General features: G+C 69.3%; 18 protein-coding genes. 9 read left to right on the top strand and 9 right to left on the bottom strand.

The annotated features are described in order from the left end of the window. Nucleotides 1-11: 11 nt before the first annotated feature. On the top strand, nt 12-812 hold the full coding sequence (locus tag D9C15_RS11000; RefSeq protein WP_127997489.1) for an ABC transporter ATP-binding protein: 801 nt from the start codon (nt 12-14) through the stop codon (nt 810-812). 157 nt (nt 813-969) lie between these two features. Here D9C15_RS11000 and fdx read toward each other — a convergent pair whose 3' ends face one another. The 9 genes from fdx to uvrB all read right to left on the bottom strand — a co-directional run bounded on the left by fdx (nt 970) and on the right by uvrB (nt 9,064). After that, the gene (gene fdx, locus D9C15_RS10995; RefSeq protein ID WP_127997488.1) at nt 970-1,308 is read right to left on the bottom strand and encodes an ISC system 2Fe-2S type ferredoxin; all 339 of its coding nucleotides are present in this window, start codon (nt 1,306-1,308) and stop codon (nt 970-972) included. A 2-nt stretch (nt 1,309-1,310) separates the two neighbouring features. After that, nucleotides 1,311-3,167, bottom strand: coding sequence for a Fe-S protein assembly chaperone HscA (hscA, locus tag D9C15_RS10990; protein WP_127997487.1), 1,857 nt, complete (start codon nt 3,165-3,167; stop codon nt 1,311-1,313). A 4-nt stretch (nt 3,168-3,171) separates the two neighbouring features. Further along, complete coding sequence (gene hscB / locus D9C15_RS10985) at nt 3,172-3,690, bottom strand: Fe-S protein assembly co-chaperone HscB (RefSeq protein ID WP_127997486.1); 519 nt, start codon at nt 3,688-3,690, stop codon at nt 3,172-3,174. A gap of 57 nt (nt 3,691-3,747) precedes the next feature. Continuing rightward, nucleotides 3,748-4,071, bottom strand: coding sequence for an iron-sulfur cluster assembly protein IscA (gene iscA / locus D9C15_RS10980; protein WP_112183378.1), 324 nt, complete (start codon nt 4,069-4,071; stop codon nt 3,748-3,750). Nucleotides 4,072-4,079: 8 nt separating this feature from the next. After that, the gene (iscU, locus tag D9C15_RS10975) at nt 4,080-4,484 is read right to left on the bottom strand and encodes a Fe-S cluster assembly scaffold IscU (RefSeq protein WP_112183275.1); all 405 of its coding nucleotides are present in this window, start codon (nt 4,482-4,484) and stop codon (nt 4,080-4,082) included. A 22-nt stretch (nt 4,485-4,506) separates the two neighbouring features. After that, nucleotides 4,507-5,727, bottom strand: a complete 1,221-nt coding sequence (locus tag D9C15_RS10970) for an IscS subfamily cysteine desulfurase (RefSeq protein WP_127997485.1) — start codon at nt 5,725-5,727, stop codon at nt 4,507-4,509. Between the two features lie 25 nt (nt 5,728-5,752). Continuing rightward, the gene (gene iscR / locus D9C15_RS10965; protein WP_112183273.1) at nt 5,753-6,286 is read right to left on the bottom strand and encodes a Fe-S cluster assembly transcriptional regulator IscR; all 534 of its coding nucleotides are present in this window, start codon (nt 6,284-6,286) and stop codon (nt 5,753-5,755) included. Nucleotides 6,287-6,461: 175 nt separating this feature from the next. Beyond that, a complete protein-coding gene (locus D9C15_RS10960) occupies nt 6,462-6,950 on the bottom strand; it encodes a low molecular weight protein-tyrosine-phosphatase (RefSeq protein WP_127997484.1) in 489 nt (162 codons plus the stop codon). Continuing rightward, nucleotides 6,947-9,064, bottom strand: coding sequence for an excinuclease ABC subunit UvrB (gene uvrB, locus D9C15_RS10955; protein ID WP_127997483.1), 2,118 nt, complete (start codon nt 9,062-9,064; stop codon nt 6,947-6,949). The genes D9C15_RS10960 and uvrB overlap by 4 nt, the downstream gene beginning before the upstream one ends. Before the next feature lie 100 nt (nt 9,065-9,164). On the opposite strand from uvrB, the gene D9C15_RS10950 reads away from it, so the two are divergent. The 8 genes from D9C15_RS10950 (at nt 9,165) to D9C15_RS10915 (ending at nt 15,185) form a co-directional block, all read left to right on the top strand. Then, the gene (locus tag D9C15_RS10950; protein WP_127997482.1) at nt 9,165-10,376 is read left to right on the top strand and encodes an amino acid aminotransferase; all 1,212 of its coding nucleotides are present in this window, start codon (nt 9,165-9,167) and stop codon (nt 10,374-10,376) included. Between the two features lie 142 nt (nt 10,377-10,518). Then, nucleotides 10,519-11,811, top strand: a complete 1,293-nt coding sequence (locus D9C15_RS34015) for a polyhydroxyalkanoate depolymerase (protein WP_127997481.1) — start codon at nt 10,519-10,521, stop codon at nt 11,809-11,811. A 7-nt stretch (nt 11,812-11,818) separates the two neighbouring features. Beyond that, complete coding sequence (gene rsxB, locus D9C15_RS10940) at nt 11,819-12,490, top strand: electron transport complex subunit RsxB (protein WP_240668365.1); 672 nt, start codon at nt 11,819-11,821, stop codon at nt 12,488-12,490. Continuing rightward, nucleotides 12,487-13,125: an endonuclease III gene (gene nth / locus D9C15_RS10935; RefSeq protein WP_127997479.1), complete on the top strand. Its 639-nt coding sequence runs from the start codon at nt 12,487-12,489 to the stop codon at nt 13,123-13,125. The genes rsxB and nth overlap by 4 nt, the downstream gene beginning before the upstream one ends. Nucleotides 13,126-13,198: 73 nt before the next feature. After that, nucleotides 13,199-13,807 (top strand): GAF domain-containing protein, encoded by a 609-nt coding sequence (locus D9C15_RS10930; RefSeq protein ID WP_127997478.1) that lies wholly within the window; start codon nt 13,199-13,201, stop codon nt 13,805-13,807. A 137-nt stretch (nt 13,808-13,944) separates the two neighbouring features. After that, complete coding sequence (locus D9C15_RS10925) at nt 13,945-14,166, top strand: DUF904 domain-containing protein (RefSeq protein WP_127997477.1); 222 nt, start codon at nt 13,945-13,947, stop codon at nt 14,164-14,166. Beyond that, a complete protein-coding gene (locus D9C15_RS10920) occupies nt 14,163-14,483 on the top strand; it encodes a cell division protein ZapA (protein ID WP_127997476.1) in 321 nt (106 codons plus the stop codon). Before D9C15_RS10925 ends, D9C15_RS10920 begins: the two co-directional genes overlap by 4 nt. Nucleotides 14,484-14,723: 240 nt before the next feature. Beyond that, nucleotides 14,724-15,185 (top strand): EVE domain-containing protein, encoded by a 462-nt coding sequence (locus D9C15_RS10915; RefSeq protein ID WP_127997810.1) that lies wholly within the window; start codon nt 14,724-14,726, stop codon nt 15,183-15,185. Nucleotide 15,186 lies beyond the last annotated feature (1 nt).

Below are 15,186 nucleotides of genomic sequence, written 5' to 3'. Positions count from 1 at the left end.
AGCCTCGAGCCATGCACAACTTCATCCAGGTGCAGAACGCCGAGATGGTGTTCCAGACCAAGAAGGGGCGCTTCCACGCGCTGCGCGAGATCGACCTGAGCGTCGCCAAGGGCGAGTTCGTCACGCTGATCGGCCACTCGGGCTGCGGCAAGTCGACCCTGCTGAACCTGATTGCCGGTCTGCTGCGGCCCAGCAGCGGTGTGCTGCTGTGCGACAACCGGGAGATCGCCGCCCCCGGGCCGGAGCGGGCGGTGGTGTTCCAGAACCATTCGCTGCTGCCCTGGCTGACCTGCTTCGAGAACGTGTTCCTCGCCGTCGAGCGCGTGTTCGGTGCGAAGGAGGCGAAGACCGCGCTGAAGGCGCGCACCGAGGCGGCGCTCGCCCTCGTCGGCATGGGGCATGCGAGCGGCAAGCGGCCGCACGAGATCTCCGGCGGCATGAAGCAGCGCGTGGGCATCGCCCGTGCGCTGGCGATGGAGCCCAAGGTGCTGCTGCTGGACGAGCCCTTCGGCGCGCTCGACGCGTTGACCCGCGCCAAGCTGCAGGACGAGTTGCTGAAGATCGTGGGCCGCACGCACAGCACGGTGGTGATGGTCACGCACGACGTCGACGAGGCGGTGCTGCTGTCGGACCGCATCGTGATGATGACCAACGGCCCGGCCGCGACGATCGGCGAGATCCTCGCCGTCGAGCTGCCGCGCCCGCGCGACCGCGTGGAACTGGCCGAGGACACGCGCTACGTGCACTACCGCCGCGAGGTGCTGGACTTCCTCTATACCCGCCACGGGCATGTGGAGCGCGAAGCCGCCTGAGCCCTGGCACCGGCACCGGCACCGGCACCGGCACACGACTTGCTAACGGATCTGCAGCGGGTGGCAGAGCACCCGCTGCTGTCTCCTCAGCAGGGCTCGTCCCTTTGCATACGCCTCCCGGTCGCGACGCCCGGGAGGCGTCTTTCTTCGGGGGCCTTCAGCGACCTTCCTTCGCGTGGTTGATCGAGTACTTCGGGATCTCGATCGTCACGTCCTGGTTCGACAGGATGGCCTGGCACGACAGGCGCGAAGTCGGCTCCAGGCCCCAGGCGCGGTCGAGCAGGTCTTCCTCGCTCTCGTCCATCTCGCCGAGCGAAGCGAAGCCCTCGCGCACCACCACGTGGCAGGTGGTGCACGCACAGCTCATCTCGCACGCGTGCTCGATCTCGATGTCGTTGTCCAGCAGCGCCTCGCAGATCGAGGTGCCGGAGGGTGCCCTCACCTCGGCACCGTTCGGGCAGTACTCGGGGTGCGGCAGGATCTTGATGACAGGCATGGTCAGACGTCGTCGACGCGGCGCCCGGCCAGCGCCTGGCGGATGCCGCGGTTCATGCGTTGGGCAGCGAAGGCCTCGGTGCCACGCGCCAGTGCCTCGACGGCAGCGTCGATGGCATGGTGGTCGCTGCCTTCGCGCAAGCGCTGCAGATCGGACACCAGCTTGCCGATCGCCGCGCGCTCGGCGGCCTCGAGCAGGTCGCCGTCGGCCTGCAGCGCCGCCTGCGTGGCCAGGAGCATGCGTTCGGCCTCGACGCGTGCCTCGCGCAGGCTGCGCTCGCGCATGTCCTGCTCCGCCGTCGCGAAGCCTTCCTTGAGCATGCGAGCGATGTCCTCGTCGGCCAGGCCGTAGCTCGGCTTGACGCTGATCGAGGCCTGCACGCCGGAGCCCTCCTCCCGCGCGCTGACCGCCAGCAGCCCGTCGGCATCGACCTGGAAGCTGACGCGGATGCGCGCGGCGCCGGCGGCCATCGGCGGGATGCCGCGCAGTTCGAAACGCGCCAGCGAACGGCAGTCCGCCACCAGCTCGCGTTCGCCCTGCACGACGTGGATGGCCATCGCCGTCTGGCCGTCCTTGAAGGTGGTGAAGTCCTGCGCGCGGGCGGTCGGGATGGTGCTGTTGCGCGGGATGATGCGCTCCACCAGCCCGCCCATGGTCTCGATGCCCAGCGAGAGCGGGATCACGTCGAGCAGCAGCAGCTCCTCGGCACCGGCGTTGCCGGCCAGAGCGTGCGCCTGGATGGCCGCCCCCAACGCCACCACCTCGTCCGGGTTCAGGTTGGTCAGCGGCGCGCGGCCGAACAGCTCGCCGACCGCCGCCTGCACGCGCGGCATGCGCGTCGAGCCACCCACCATCACCACGCCCTGCACCTCGGCCGCGCCGACCCGGGCGTCGCGCAGCACCTTGCGCACCGCGGCCAGCGTGCGGGCGACCAGCGGCTCGGTCAGCGCCACGAACTCGTCGCGCGTCACGCGCACCTGCAGCTCCCCGCCGCCCAGCGGGCAGGCCAGCGTGGCATGGTCGGCCGACGAGAGCTTCTCCTTCGCCGCCCGGGCGGCGGCCAGCACGGCGCGCTTGTCCTGCGGCGTGTCGGCGGTCAGGCCGCCGCGCTGCAGCGCCCAGTCGGCCAGCAGCGCGTCGAAGTCGTCGCCGCCGAGCGCCGAATCACCCCCCGTGGCGATCACCTCGAAGACCCCGGCGGACAGGCGCAGCAGCGAGATGTCGAAGGTGCCTCCGCCCAGATCGTAGACGGCGTACAGCCCTTCCGACCCATGCTCCAGGCCATAGGCGATGGCCGCGGCGGTCGGCTCGCTGATCAGGCGCAGCACGTTGAGGCCGGCCAGCTGCGCGGCGTCCTTGGTGGCCTGGCGCTGGGCGTCGTCGAAATAGGCCGGCACGGTGATGACCGCGCCGAACAGCTCGTCGTCGAAGCTGTCCTCGGCGCGCTGGCGCAGTGCCGCGAGGATCTCGGCCGACACCTCCACCGGCGACTTGTCGCCCTCCAGCGTGCGCAGCTTGAGCATGCCCGGCGCGTCGACGAACTCGTAGGGCAGCTTGGCGCGCTGGGCGATGTCGGCGACGCCGCGGCCCATGAAGCGCTTGACCGAGACGATGGTGTTGCGCGGGTCGAGCGCCGCCTCGGCCAGCGCGGCCGCACCGATCTGGCGCCGGCCGCCGGGCAGATAGCGCACCGCCGAAGGCAGGATCACGCGGCCGTGTTCGTCCGGCAGGCATTCCGCCACGCCGTGGCGCACCGCCGCCACCAGCGAGTGCGTGGTGCCCAGGTCGATGCCCACCGCGATGCGCCGCTGGTGCGGGTCGGGCGTACCGCCGGGCTCGGAGATCTGGAGCAGCGCCACGGAATCAGCCTTCCAGCGCCTCGAGGCGGCGCTCGATGTCGGCGGCGAAGCGCTCGACGAACATCAGGGCTCGCACCTGCTGCGCGGCTGCGGCGGCGTCGCCGCGCACGTCGAGCACCTGCTCGATCGCCGCGAGCGCGTCGCGGCGCGCGCGCTCCACCTCGTCGGCCAGCGCCTGCACGGCTTCGGAGCCGTCGGCCTCGTCCAGGGCCTCGCGCCATTCCATCTGCTGCATCAGGAAGGCCGGCGGCATCGCGGTGTTGTTCTCGGCGTCCACCGACTGGCCGGCCAGGGCGCACAGGTAGGCGGCGCGCTTGAGCGGATCCTTCAGGCGCTGGTAGGCCTCGTTGACACGCACCGCGTACTGCACCGCGACGCGCTGCGCCGCGGCGCCCTCGGACGCGAAGCGGTCGGGGTGCACCTCGGCCTGCAGCGCGCGCCAGCGGGCGTCCAGCGCCGCGCGGTCCTGCGCGAAGAGCCGCGGCAGGCCGAACAGTTCGAAGTCGTCGCTGGTCAGGTTCATGGGTCCAACAAAAGGGCGCGGTCGATGCCGCGCCCGTTCGCCAAGCACGCCGCGTGCTCAGACGCGGAAGGATTCTCCGCAGCCGCAGCGGTCTTTCTCGCGCGGGTTGTGGAACTTGAAGCCCTCGTTGAGCCCCTCACGGACGAAGTCCAGCTCGGTGCCGTCGATGTAGGGCAGGCTCTTCGGGTCGACCAGCACCTTGACGCCGTGGCCCTCGAAGACATGGTCCTCCGGGGCGAACTCGTCGGCGTACTCGAGCTTGTAGGCCAGCCCCGAGCAGCCGGTGGTCTTGACGCCCAGGCGCACGCCCACGCCCTTGCCACGTTTGGCAAGGTAGCGCGAAACGTGCCGCGCGGCGCGTTCGGTCAGCGTGACGGCCATGGTGTCGTTCACTGCGCCTGGCCGGTAGATTGGCCCGTCTTCGCCTTGTAGTCGTTGACGGCGGCCTTGATCGCGTCCTCGGCCAGGATCGAGCAGTGGATCTTCACCGGCGGCAGCGCCAGTTCCTCGGCGATCTGGGTGTTCTTGATCGTCAGCGCCTCGTCGAGCGACTTGCCCTTGACCCACTCGGTGACCAGCGAGCTCGAGGCGATCGCCGAGCCGCAGCCGTAGGTCTTGAACTTGGCGTCCTCGATCAGGCCGGTGGCCGGGTTGACCTTGATCTGCAGCTTCATCACGTCGCCGCAGGCCGGCGCGCCGACCATGCCGGTACCCACCGTCTCGTCGCCCTTGGCGAACGAACCCACGTTGCGCGGGTTCTCGTAGTGCTCGACGACCTTGTCGCTGTATGCCATCGCTATCTCTCCAACGTCGTGTTCAGTGCGCGGTCCACTGGATGGTGCTCAGGTCGACGCCGTCCTGGTACATCTCCCACAGCGGCGACAGCTCGCGCAGTTTGGCCACGCGGTCTTTCAGGGTGCTGACCACGTAGTCGATCTCGTCCTCGGTCGTGAAGCGGCCGATCGTCATGCGCAGGCTGGAGTGCGCCAGCTCGTCGCTGCGGCCGAGCGCGCGCAGCACGTAGCTCGGCTCCAGGCTCGCCGAGGTGCAGGCCGAGCCCGAGGACACCGCGATGCCCTTGATGCCCATGATCAGCGACTCGCCCTCGACGAAGTTGAAGCTCATGTTCAGGTTGTGCGGCACGCGCCTCTCGGCGTGGCCGTTGACGAAGGTCTGGTCGATCGCCGACAGCCCGTCGCGCAGCCGGCGGTGCAGCATGCGGATGCGCTCGATCTCGGTGCCCATCTCCTCGCGCGCGATGCGGAAGGCCTCGCCCATGCCGACGATCTGGTGCGTCGGCAAGGTGCCCGAGCGCATGCCGCGCTCGTGACCGCCGCCGTGCATCTGCGCCTCGATGCGCACGCGCGGCTTGCGCCGCACGTACAGCGCCCCGATGCCCTTGGGCCCGTAGGTCTTGTGCGAGGCGAGGCTCATCAGGTCGACCGGCAGCGTCTTCAGGTCGATCGTCACCTTGCCGGTAGCCTGCGCCGCATCGACGTGGAAGACGATGCCGCGCTCGCGGCAGATCGCGCCGATCGCAGAGATGTCCTGGATCACGCCGATCTCGTTGTTGACCAGCATCACCGAGGCGAGGATGGTGTCGGGCCGCAGCGCGTCCTTGAAGCGATCGAGGTCGAGCAGGCCGTCTTCCTGCACGTCCAGGTAGGTCGCCTCGAAGCCCTGGCGCTCCAGCTCGCGCACCGTGTCCAGCACCGCCTTGTGCTCGGTCTTGACCGTGACGATGTGCTTGCCGCGCCCCTTGTAGAACTGCGCCGCGCCCTTGAGTGCGAGGTTGTTCGACTCGGTGGCGCCCGAGGTCCAGACGATCTCGCGCGGATCGGCCCCGACCAGCTCCGCCACCTGGGCGCGCGCCTTCTCGACCGCCTCCTCGGCCTCCCAGCCCCACGCATGGCTGCGCGAGGCCGGGTTGCCGAAGTGCTCGCGCAGCCAGGGGATCATCGCGTCGACGACGCGCTGGTCCACGGGCGTCGTGGCGCCGTAGTCGAGGTAGATCGGGAAGTGCGGGGTCATGTCCATTGCTGGATCGGAAGGTCTGGCGGAGTTACTTCGACAGTGCGCTGCCCAGGGCGAACACCGAGTTCGGCGCGGTCACCTTGATCGGCTTGACGACCGGCTGCGAGGAGATCGCCCGCTTGACCGGCTGCTCCTCGATCGACACGCCCTTGGCGATCTGCTCGTCGACCAGCTTCTTCAGCGACACCGAGTCGAGGAACTCGATCATCTTGGCGTTCAGGCTGGCCCACAGGTCGTGCGTCATGCAGCGGCCGCTGTCGTCGCCCATGCAGTTCTCCTTGCCGGAGCAGCCGGTGGCGTCGATCGGCTCGTCCACCGCGACGATGATGTCGGCCACGGTGATCTCCTCGGCCTTGCGGCCCAGCGAGTACCCGCCGCCGGGGCCGCGGGTGCTCTCCACCAGCTCGTGGCGGCGCAGCTTGCCGAACAGCTGCTCGAGGTAGGACAGCGAGATCTGCTGGCGGGCGCTGATGGCGGCCAGCGCCACCGGGCCCTGGTGCTCGCGCAGCGCCAGGTCGATCATCGCGGTCACGGCAAAACGGCCCTTGGTGGTCAATCGCATCTCAATCTCCTGTCGCCTCGGAACGGCGCTGAATCGGTCGGAAGGGTCTGGCGGAAGCCGGCCCCACTTCCCCGACCGCCGCCCGTGGACGACGACCTAGGGATTCCCCGACTGGTTTTGTCGAGTATAGCGGAAGCCGACTGATTTGGTCGGCATTGCGCGCGGAAGTTCCCCTTCAGCCGGCGCGAGTTTGCCGCTGCAGCAGTTCCACCAGGCCGTCGCAGGCGTCCTCGACCAGGTCGAGCACCCGGTCGAAGCCGTCGCGCCCGCCGTAGTACGGGTCCGGGACGACCGGCTCGTCGTGGTGCCGGCAGTGCTCGGAGAGCCGGCGCAGCTTGTGGCGCGCGGTCGGCGGGCTCATGTCCTCGAGCAGCGCGAGGTTGTCCCAGTCCATCGCCAGGATCAGGTCGAACTGCTCGAAGTCGGCCTCGACCACCTGGCGCGCGCGCAGCGCCGAGAGCTCGTAGCCGCGCTGGCGGGCATGCGCCTGCGAGCGTGGGTCGGGGGCCTCGCCGGCATGCCAGTGCCCGTGCGTGCCCGCGGAATCGACCGTGATCTGGCCGTCCAGCCCGGCCTCGCGCAGCTTGTGGCGCAGCACGCCCTCGGCGGTCGGCGAACGGCAGATGTTGCCCATGCAGACCATCAGCACGCTGCGGATCGTCATGCCGCGCCCTTCGTGCCGCCGATCGGCACCACGTTGTCGTGCGTGGCCGCACCGAAGGCCTGCTCGCGCAGCTGCGCCAGCTGGTCGCGGATGCGTGCGGCCTTCTCGAACTCGAGGTTGCGGGCATGGTCGAGCATCTGCTTCTCGAGCTGCTTGATGCGCTTGCCCAGGTCCTTCTCGGACAGGGCCTCGATCGCGGCCGCCTCGGTGGCCGCCTTCAGGTCGTCCTTGGCGCCCTTCTCGCTGTACACGCCGTCGATCAGCTCCTTCACCTTCTTGCTGATGCTGCGCGCGACGATGCCGTGTTCGGCGTTGAAGGCCAGCTGCTTGGCGCGCCGGCGGGCCGTCTCGTCGAGCGCCTTGCGCATCGAGTCGGTGACCTTGTCGGCGTAGAGGATGGCGCGCCCGTTCAGGTTGCGCGCGGCGCGGCCGATGGTCTGGATCAGGCTGCGCTCGGCGCGCAGGAAGCCTTCCTTGTCGGCGTCGAGGATGGCCACCAGCGACACCTCCGGGATGTCCAGCCCCTCGCGCAGCAGGTTGATGCCCACCAGCACGTCGAAGGTGCCCAGCCGCAGGTCGCGCAGGATCTCGACGCGCTCGAGGTTGTCGACGTCGCTGTGCAGGTAGCGCACCTTGACGCCGTTGTCGCTCAGGTAGTCGGTCAGCTGCTCGGCCATGCGCTTGGTCAGCGTGGTGATCAGCACGCGCTCGTTGATCTTCACGCGCTCGCGGATCTCCTGCAGCACGTCGTCGACCTGGTGGCCGGCCGGCCGCACCTCGACCTCCGGGTCGACCAGGCCGGTGGGGCGCACCAGCTGCTCGACCACCTGGCCGGCATGCGTCTTCTCGTAGTCGGCCGGCGTGGCCGAGACGAACACCGCCTGGCGCATCTTCTTCTCGAACTCCTCGAACTTCAGCGGGCGGTTGTCCAGCGCGCTGGGCAGGCGGAAGCCGTATTCCACCAGCACCGTCTTGCGCGCCCGGTCGCCGTTGAACATGCCGCCGAGCTGGCCGATCAGCACGTGGCTCTCGTCGAGGAACATCAGCGCGTCGGCCGGCAGGTAGTCCACCAGCGTGGGCGGCGGCTCGCCCGGCGCCGCGCCGGAGAGGTGGCGCGTGTAGTTCTCGATGCCCTTGCAGTGGCCCACCTCCTGCAGCATCTCCAGGTCGAAGCGGGTGCGCTGCTCGAGCCGCTGGGCCTCGACCAGCTTGCCGGCATTGACCAGCTCGTCGAGCCGCTCGCGCAGCTCGGCCTTGATCGACTCGATGGCCGCCAGCACGCGCTCGCGCGGCGTCACGTAGTGGCTCGACGGGTAGACCGTGAAGCGCGGGATCTTCTGCCGGATGCGCCCGGTCAGCGGGTCGAACAGCTGCAGCGTCTCGACCTCGTCGTCGAACAGCTCGATGCGGATCGCCAGCTCCGAGTGCTCGGCCGGGAACACGTCGATCGTGTCGCCGCGCACGCGGAAGGTGCCGCGCGAGAAGTCGGTCTCGTTGCGCTGGTACTGCATGCGGATCAGGTGCGCGATCACGTCGCGCTGGCCGAGCTTGTCGCCCACCCGCAGCGTCAGCACCATCTGGTGGTAGTCGCTCGGGTTGCCGATGCCGTAGATCGCGCTGACGCTGGCCACGATGATCACGTCGCGCCGCTCCAGCAGGCTCTTGGTGGCCGACAGCCGCATCTGCTCGATGTGCTCGTTGATCGAGCTGTCCTTCTCGATGAACAGGTCGCGCTGCGGCACGTAGGCCTCGGGCTGGTAGTAGTCGTAGTAGCTGACGAAGTACTCGACCGCGTTCTTCGGGAAGAACTCGCGGAACTCGCTGTAGAGCTGCGCGGCCAGCGTCTTGTTGGGCGCGAACACGATCGCCGGCCGGCCAAGCCGCGCGATCACGTTGGCCATCGTGAAGGTCTTGCCCGAGCCGGTGACGCCCAGCAGGGTCTGGTAGCTCAGGCCGTCCTGGATGCCCTCGACGAGCTGCGCGATCGCGGTCGGCTGGTCGCCTGCCGGCGGGTAGGGCTGGAACAGCTGGAAGGGCGAATCGGGAAAGCTGACGAACTCGCCCGCGGTCGCCTCGGGCGCGTTCGCGGGCACGGCTTCTGACAACTCGGCCATGGCGGCTAAAATCTCCGGGTTAACCCGCCTCGCCATCGGGCAAGGCAATCGTTCAGGTTAACGGAAATCGCCTCCCTGCTCCACTGACAAGGACTGACGCATGTCTTCGCCCGCCACGTCGCTGTTCGCCGCCGTCGAACTGGCCCCCCGCGACCCGATCCTCGGCCTGAACGAGCAGTTCGCCGCGGACCCGAACCCGGCGAAGGTCAACCTCGGCGTCGGCGTCTACTACGACGACAACGGCAAGCTGCCGCTGCTCAAGTGCGTGCAGGAGGCCGAGAAGCTGATGATGGAGGCGCCCAAGGCGCGCGGCTACCTGCCGATCGACGGCATCGCGGCCTACGACAAGGCGGTGCAGGGCCTGGTGTTCGGCGCCGACAGCGCGATCCTGAAGGCCGGCCGCGTGGCCACCGTGCAGGCGCTCGGCGGCACCGGCGGGCTGAAGCTCGGCGCCGACTTCCTCAAGCGCCTCGCCCCGAACGCCACCGTGCTGATCAGCGACCCGAGCTGGGAGAACCACCGCGCGCTGTTCGAGAGCGCCGGCTTCCCGGTCAAGAGCTACCCCTACTACGACGCCACCCGGCGCGGGGTCGACTTCGACGGCATGCTGGCCGCGCTGAACGCCGCCGCGCCGGGCACGATCGTCGTGCTGCACGCCTGCTGCCACAACCCGACCGGCTACGACATCACGCCCGAGCAATGGGCGCGGGTGGTGGCGGCCGTCAAGGCGCGCGGCCTCGTGGCCTTCCTCGACATGGCCTACCAGGGCTTCGGCGAGGGCATCGCCGAGGACGGCGCGGTGATCGGCCAGTTCGTCGAGTCGGGGGTCGACTTCTTCGTCGCCACCAGCTTCTCGAAGAGCTTCTCGCTGTACGGCGAGCGGGTCGGTGCGCTGAGCGTGGTGTGCGAGTCGAAGGACGAGGCCGACCGCGTGCTCAGCCAGCTCAAGCGCGTGATCCGCACCAACTACTCCAACCCGCCGACGCACGGCGCGCAGGTGGTCGCCCTGGTGCTCACCACCCCGGCGCTGCGCGCGATGTGGGAGCAGGAACTGGCCGAGATGCGCGTGCGCATCAAGCAGATGCGCCAGGCGCTGCAGGAGAAGCTGGCCGCTGCCGGCCTGAAGCAGGACCTGAGCTTCATCACCCGCCAGAAGGGCATGTTCAGCTACTCCGGCCTCGGCAAGGAGCAGATGCAGCGCCTGCGCAGCGAGTTCGGCGTGTATGGCGTCGATTCGGGCCGCATCTGCGTGGCGGCGCTGAACAGCAAGAACATCGACTACGTCGTCTCGGCCATCGTCAAGGTGTCCTGAGGTCCGTGTCACCTCGGCGACTGTGCATGGGGGGCGCCGAGCGCCCCTTTTTCATGCGCCTTGCGGGTTTCCCCCGCACGCAACGACAGCAACCTGCAAGCATTGTTCCTAGAATGCTGCATCGCACCACGAAAGCGAACCGATGCTGTATCAGCTGTACGAAACCCAGCGCGCGCTGCTGAGCCCCTTCGCCGAGTTCGCAGCGGCCTCGTCCAAGCTCTACAGCCACCCGCTGTCGCCCTTCGCGCACACGCCGATGGCCGACCGGGTGTCCGCCGGCCTGGACCTGATGCACCGGCTCTCGAAGGAGTACGAGAAGCCGGAGTTCGAGATCACCTCGGTCAACGTCGGCGGCATCGACGTGGCCGTGCAGCAGCAGGTGGCGCTGCAGAAGCCGTTCTGCCGGCTGCTGCGCTTCAAGCGCTTCAGCGACGACCTGACCGCCCTGGCGAAGATGAAGGACCAGCCCAAGGTGCTGGTGGTCGCGCCGCTGTCGGGGCACCACTCGACCCTGCTGCGCGACACCGTGCGCGCGCTGCTGCGCGACCACAAGGTGTTCATCACCGACTGGACCGACGCGCGCATGGTGCCCGTCGAGCAGGGCCCGTTCCATCTGGACGACTACGTCGCCTACGTGCAGGAGTTCATCCGCCTGATCGGCCCCGAGGTGAACGTGATCTCGGTGTGCCAGCCCACGGTGCCGGTGCTGGCCGCGGTCTCGCTGATGGCCAGCGCGGGCGAACCGACGCCGCGCACCATGACCATGATGGGCGGCCCGATCGATGCCCGCAAGAGCCCGACCGCGGTCAACAACCTGGCGATGAACAAGAGCCACAACTGGTTCGAGCACAACGTCATCTACCGCGTGCCGGTCAACTACCCGGGCGCCGGCCGGCGCGTCTACCCCGGCTTCCTGCAGCACAGCGGCTTCGTGGCGATGAACCCGGACCGCCACCTCAGCTCGCACTACGACTACTTCCTCGACCTGGTGCGCGGCGACGACGACAGCGCCGACTCGCACCGCGCCTTCTACGACGAGTACAACGCGGTGCTGGACATGCCTGCCGAGTACTACCTCGACACGATCAAGACGGTGTTCCAGGACTTCGCCCTGGTCAACGGCACCTGGCGCGTCGACGGGCAGCTGGTGCGCCCGCAGGACATCACCACCAGCGCGCTGCTGACGATCGAGGGCGAGCTCGACGACATCTCCGGCGCCGGCCAGACACGGGCCGCGCATGGCCTGTGCACCGGCATCCCGAAGCAGCGACAGTTCCACTACGACGTGGAAGGTGCCGGCCACTACGGCATCTTCTCGGGCCGGCGCTGGCGCGAGACCGTCTACCCGGTGGTGCGCGACTTCATCGCCGGCCACCAGACGCCGGCCGGCAACGGCAAGGCCCCGGCCCGGAAGGCGCCACGCCGCAGCCGATAATCCCCGGGTGACTCCCGAGGCCCTGGCCGACGCCATCGACGCCGCGCTGCCGCAGACGCAGTGCACCCGCTGCGGCTACCCGGACTGCGCTTCGTACGCGCGCGCGGTGACCGCGGGCGAGGCCGGCATCAACCAGTGCCCACCAGGCGGCGCCGAGGGCATCGCCCGGCTCGCGGCGCTGACCGGCCGGGCACCGTTGCCGCTCGATCCGGCGCACGGCGCCGAAGGGCCGTTGCGCCTGGCGGTGATCGACGAAAGCTGGTGCATCGGCTGCACCCTGTGCATCAAGGCCTGCCCGGTGGACTGCATCGTCGGTGCCGCCAAGGTGATGCACACCGTGATCGCGAGCCAGTGCACCGGCTGCGAGCTGTGCGTGCCGGCCTGTCCGGTGGACTGCATCGCGATGCGCGAGACCGGCGACGGGCGCACCGGCTGGGATGCCTGGTCGCCCGTGCAGGCCGACCGGGCGCGCGAGCGCTACGCCTTCCACCGTTTGCGCGTGGCGCGCGACGCGCGTGAGAACGAGGCTCGGCTGGCTGCCAAGGCCGAGGCCAAGCTGGCCGACCTGCCGAACCAGACCCGCCTGAGCGACCCGGCGGCCATCGAACACAAGCGCCGGGTCATCGAAGAGGCGCTGGCCCGGGCGCGCGCCCGGCGCGCTGCGGCGAAGGAGCCATGAAGCCTGAATCCATCGAACCCTTCTTCGCCACGCTCAAGGCCGCCAACCCGCAGCCCGCCAGCGAGCTCGAATACACCAACGTGTTCGAGCTGCTGGCCGCCGTGCTGCTGTCGGCCCAGGCCACCGATGCCGGGGTCAACAAGGCGACCCGCCGGCTGTTTCCGCGTGCCAACTCGCCGCAGAAGATGCTCGCGCTCGGCCTGCCGGCCCTGACCGAGGCGATCCGCACGATCGGCCTGTACCGCAACAAGGCGAAGAACCTGCACGAGACCTGCCGCCTGCTGATCGAGCGCCACGGCGGCGAGGTGCCGCGCGACCGCGCGGCGCTGGAGGCACTGCCCGGCGTCGGCCGCAAGACCGCCAACGTGGTGCTCAACGTGGCCTTCGGCGAGCCGACGCTGGCGGTCGACACCCATGTGTTCCGGGTCGCCAACCGCACCGGCCTGGCGCCGGGGCGCAATCCGCTGGAAGTCGAGCAGCGCCTGTTGGCGCGTGTGCCGGCGGCCTACCTGGCAGACGCGCACCACTGGCTGATCCTGCACGGCCGCTACGTCTGCACGGCGCGTTCGCCGCGCTGCGGCGACTGTGCGGTCGCCCGCTGGTGCGACTGGTTCCGAACCCGACCCGCCGTCTGACCCCCCCTCGTTCGCGGGACACCTGCAAGGTCTTGCAGTGTCGGCCGCGGGGACAGGTCCAGAGAATCGGCCGATGCCCGACTTGCACGACATCCAGGAAATCTGCGGCCGCCTCGACCGCGGCGAGATCGACCGGGTACGCTTCCTCGAACAGTTCACCGAGGCGCTGGCGGCGCAGATCGGCTGCACCCGCGCCGGCGTCTGGATCTTCATCGACACCGCCGAGGGCCGGGCGCTGCGCTGCCTGGCGATGTACGACCGGCGCTACAGCGGCATGGTGACCGCCACCGACATGCTCAACGCCGCCGTCGGGCCGTACTTCGACGCCCTGCTGGCCGACGGCTGCGTGATCGCCTCCGACGCGCGCAACCACGCCACCACGCGCATCTTCCTGGAGGACTACCTCGAGCCGCAGGACATCCACTCGGTGCTGGACGTCTGCTTCTCGATCAACGGGGTGCTGTTCGGCACCTTCAGCTGCGAGCAGACCGGCGCGCCGGTCACCTGGACGCAGCGCCAGCTGCAGCTGGTGCGCCAGATCGGCTCCCGCGCCAGCCTGGCGCTGCTCCACGCAGCCACGGCCACCATCGACACCGAACCGGCGGCGCTGTGGGAGCCGAGTTCGCCGAACCGCCTGCTGACCCAGCCGCTGCCCTTGCCGCTGCCGGACGACAAGCCATGAGCGGCCCCTCCCGCCACGGGCCGCGCCCGACCGGTGCGCGACAGCCGCGTGACACGCTGCACGGCCCGCCGCTGCGACGGATCGGCCGATGGGGGGCCGCCGCCTACAATGACCGCTACGCCCTCCACTTGCGCGTCATGTCCAAGCTCCAGGAACTCGCGGACCGGGTCGAACGCCTGCTGCTGCGCCACCAGGAACAGCAGCGCACCCATGCCCTGCTGCAGCAGCAGCTCGCCGCGGTCACGCAGGAGCGCGACCAGCTGCGCAGCCGCCTGAACACCGCACGCCAGCGCATCGACACGCTGCTCGAACGCCTGCCGGCCGAGACACGCGATGCGGGCGACGGAGGCCGGGCGTGAAGCAGATCGAAGTCACGATCATGGGGCAGAGCTACATCCTCGGCTGCCCCGAAGGCGGCGAGCAGTCGCTGCTCGAGGCGGTCGGCAATGTCGATCGCGAGATGAGCGCGATCCGCGACGCGGGCAAGGTCAAGGCGCGCGAACGCATCGCGGTGCTGGCGGCGCTGAACCTGGCTTTCGCGCTGGCCGAGCGACCGGCGTCCCCGGCAGCGGTACCGGCGTCGACCGCAGCGGCCGGCGCCGACGAGGCGGTCGACGTCGAGTCGCTGATCCGCCGCATCGACCAATCCTTGGCAAACGACGGTCAATTGCTCTAGCGCGCCGCGGACCGGCGCGTAGAATGGTTTCGTCCGTCGCGTTCGCGTGAGTCTTATATTTCCTGGAACCGATGCTCGTACGAGCAAGGGCTTGGAACATCGCCCGGCAGGTGTGATCGTCTCGCGTCAGATGAACCCGAAGCCCCGCTGACCTCGCCCACCTGAATCCCCTGGGTTCAGGAATGCGGCTCCCGGTTCGTGGCGGACACCTTCTTCCGTTCGTCCGCCCTTCCCCGCGCGATGGCCTACTGGCTGATGAAGAGCGAGCCCTCCGAGTGCTCGATCGACGACCTCGTGGCCGCACCGAAGCAGACGGTGCCCTGGCTCGGCGTGCGCAACTACCAGGCGCGCAACTACATGCGCGACCAGATGCGCGTCGGCGATGGCGTGCTGTTCTACCACTCGTCCTGCCCCGAGCCCGGCGTGGCCGGGCTGGCCGAGGTGGCCAGCACGCCCTACCCCGACGAGACGCAGTTCGACCCGAAGAGCCCGTACTTCGACGCGAAGTCGAACCGCGAGGCTCCGCGCTGGCTGCTCGTCGACGTGAAGCTGCGCCGCAAGACCCCGCTGCTGCACCTCAAACACATGCGCGAGCTGCCGCAGCTCGCCGCGATGCTGCTGCTGCGCCCCGGCAACCGCCTGTCGATCACGCCAGTGACCGACGCCGAATGGCGCGCCGTCAATGCCTTGCTGAAGGACTGAT

Source organism: Piscinibacter defluvii (assembly GCF_004011805.1).
GTDB classification, from domain to species: domain Bacteria; phylum Pseudomonadota; class Gammaproteobacteria; order Burkholderiales; family Burkholderiaceae_C; genus Piscinibacter; species Piscinibacter defluvii.
The sequence above is the reverse complement of the archived record's forward strand: the minus strand, read 5'-3'. Positions and strand labels throughout refer to the sequence as shown.

Bases quoted from the DNA above. Each gene is read 5' to 3' on its own strand.
- D9C15_RS11000 (WP_127997489.1), top strand. From the start codon at position 12: ATGCACAACTTCATCCAGGTGCAGAACGCCGAGATGGTGTTCCAGACC.
- fdx (WP_127997488.1), bottom strand. From the start codon at position 1,308: ATGCCTGTCATCAAGATCCTGCCGCACCCCGAGTACTGCCCGAACGGT.
- hscB (WP_127997486.1), bottom strand. From the start codon at position 3,690: ATGAACCTGACCAGCGACGACTTCGAACTGTTCGGCCTGCCGCGGCTC.
- iscA (WP_112183378.1), bottom strand. From the start codon at position 4,071: ATGGCCGTCACGCTGACCGAACGCGCCGCGCGGCACGTTTCGCGCTAC.
- iscU (WP_112183275.1), bottom strand. From the start codon at position 4,484: ATGGCATACAGCGACAAGGTCGTCGAGCACTACGAGAACCCGCGCAAC.
- D9C15_RS10970 (WP_127997485.1), bottom strand. From the start codon at position 5,727: ATGGACATGACCCCGCACTTCCCGATCTACCTCGACTACGGCGCCACG.
- iscR (WP_112183273.1), bottom strand. From the start codon at position 6,286: ATGCGATTGACCACCAAGGGCCGTTTTGCCGTGACCGCGATGATCGAC.
- D9C15_RS10960 (WP_127997484.1), bottom strand. From the start codon at position 6,950: ATGACGATCCGCAGCGTGCTGATGGTCTGCATGGGCAACATCTGCCGT.
- uvrB (WP_127997483.1), bottom strand. From the start codon at position 9,064: ATGGCCGAGTTGTCAGAAGCCGTGCCCGCGAACGCGCCCGAGGCGACC.
- D9C15_RS10950 (WP_127997482.1), top strand. From the start codon at position 9,165: ATGTCTTCGCCCGCCACGTCGCTGTTCGCCGCCGTCGAACTGGCCCCC.
- D9C15_RS34015 (WP_127997481.1), top strand. From the start codon at position 10,519: ATGCTGTATCAGCTGTACGAAACCCAGCGCGCGCTGCTGAGCCCCTTC.
- nth (WP_127997479.1), top strand. From the start codon at position 12,487: ATGAAGCCTGAATCCATCGAACCCTTCTTCGCCACGCTCAAGGCCGCC.
- D9C15_RS10930 (WP_127997478.1), top strand. From the start codon at position 13,199: ATGCCCGACTTGCACGACATCCAGGAAATCTGCGGCCGCCTCGACCGC.
- D9C15_RS10925 (WP_127997477.1), top strand. From the start codon at position 13,945: ATGTCCAAGCTCCAGGAACTCGCGGACCGGGTCGAACGCCTGCTGCTG.
- D9C15_RS10915 (WP_127997810.1), top strand. From the start codon at position 14,724: ATGGCCTACTGGCTGATGAAGAGCGAGCCCTCCGAGTGCTCGATCGAC.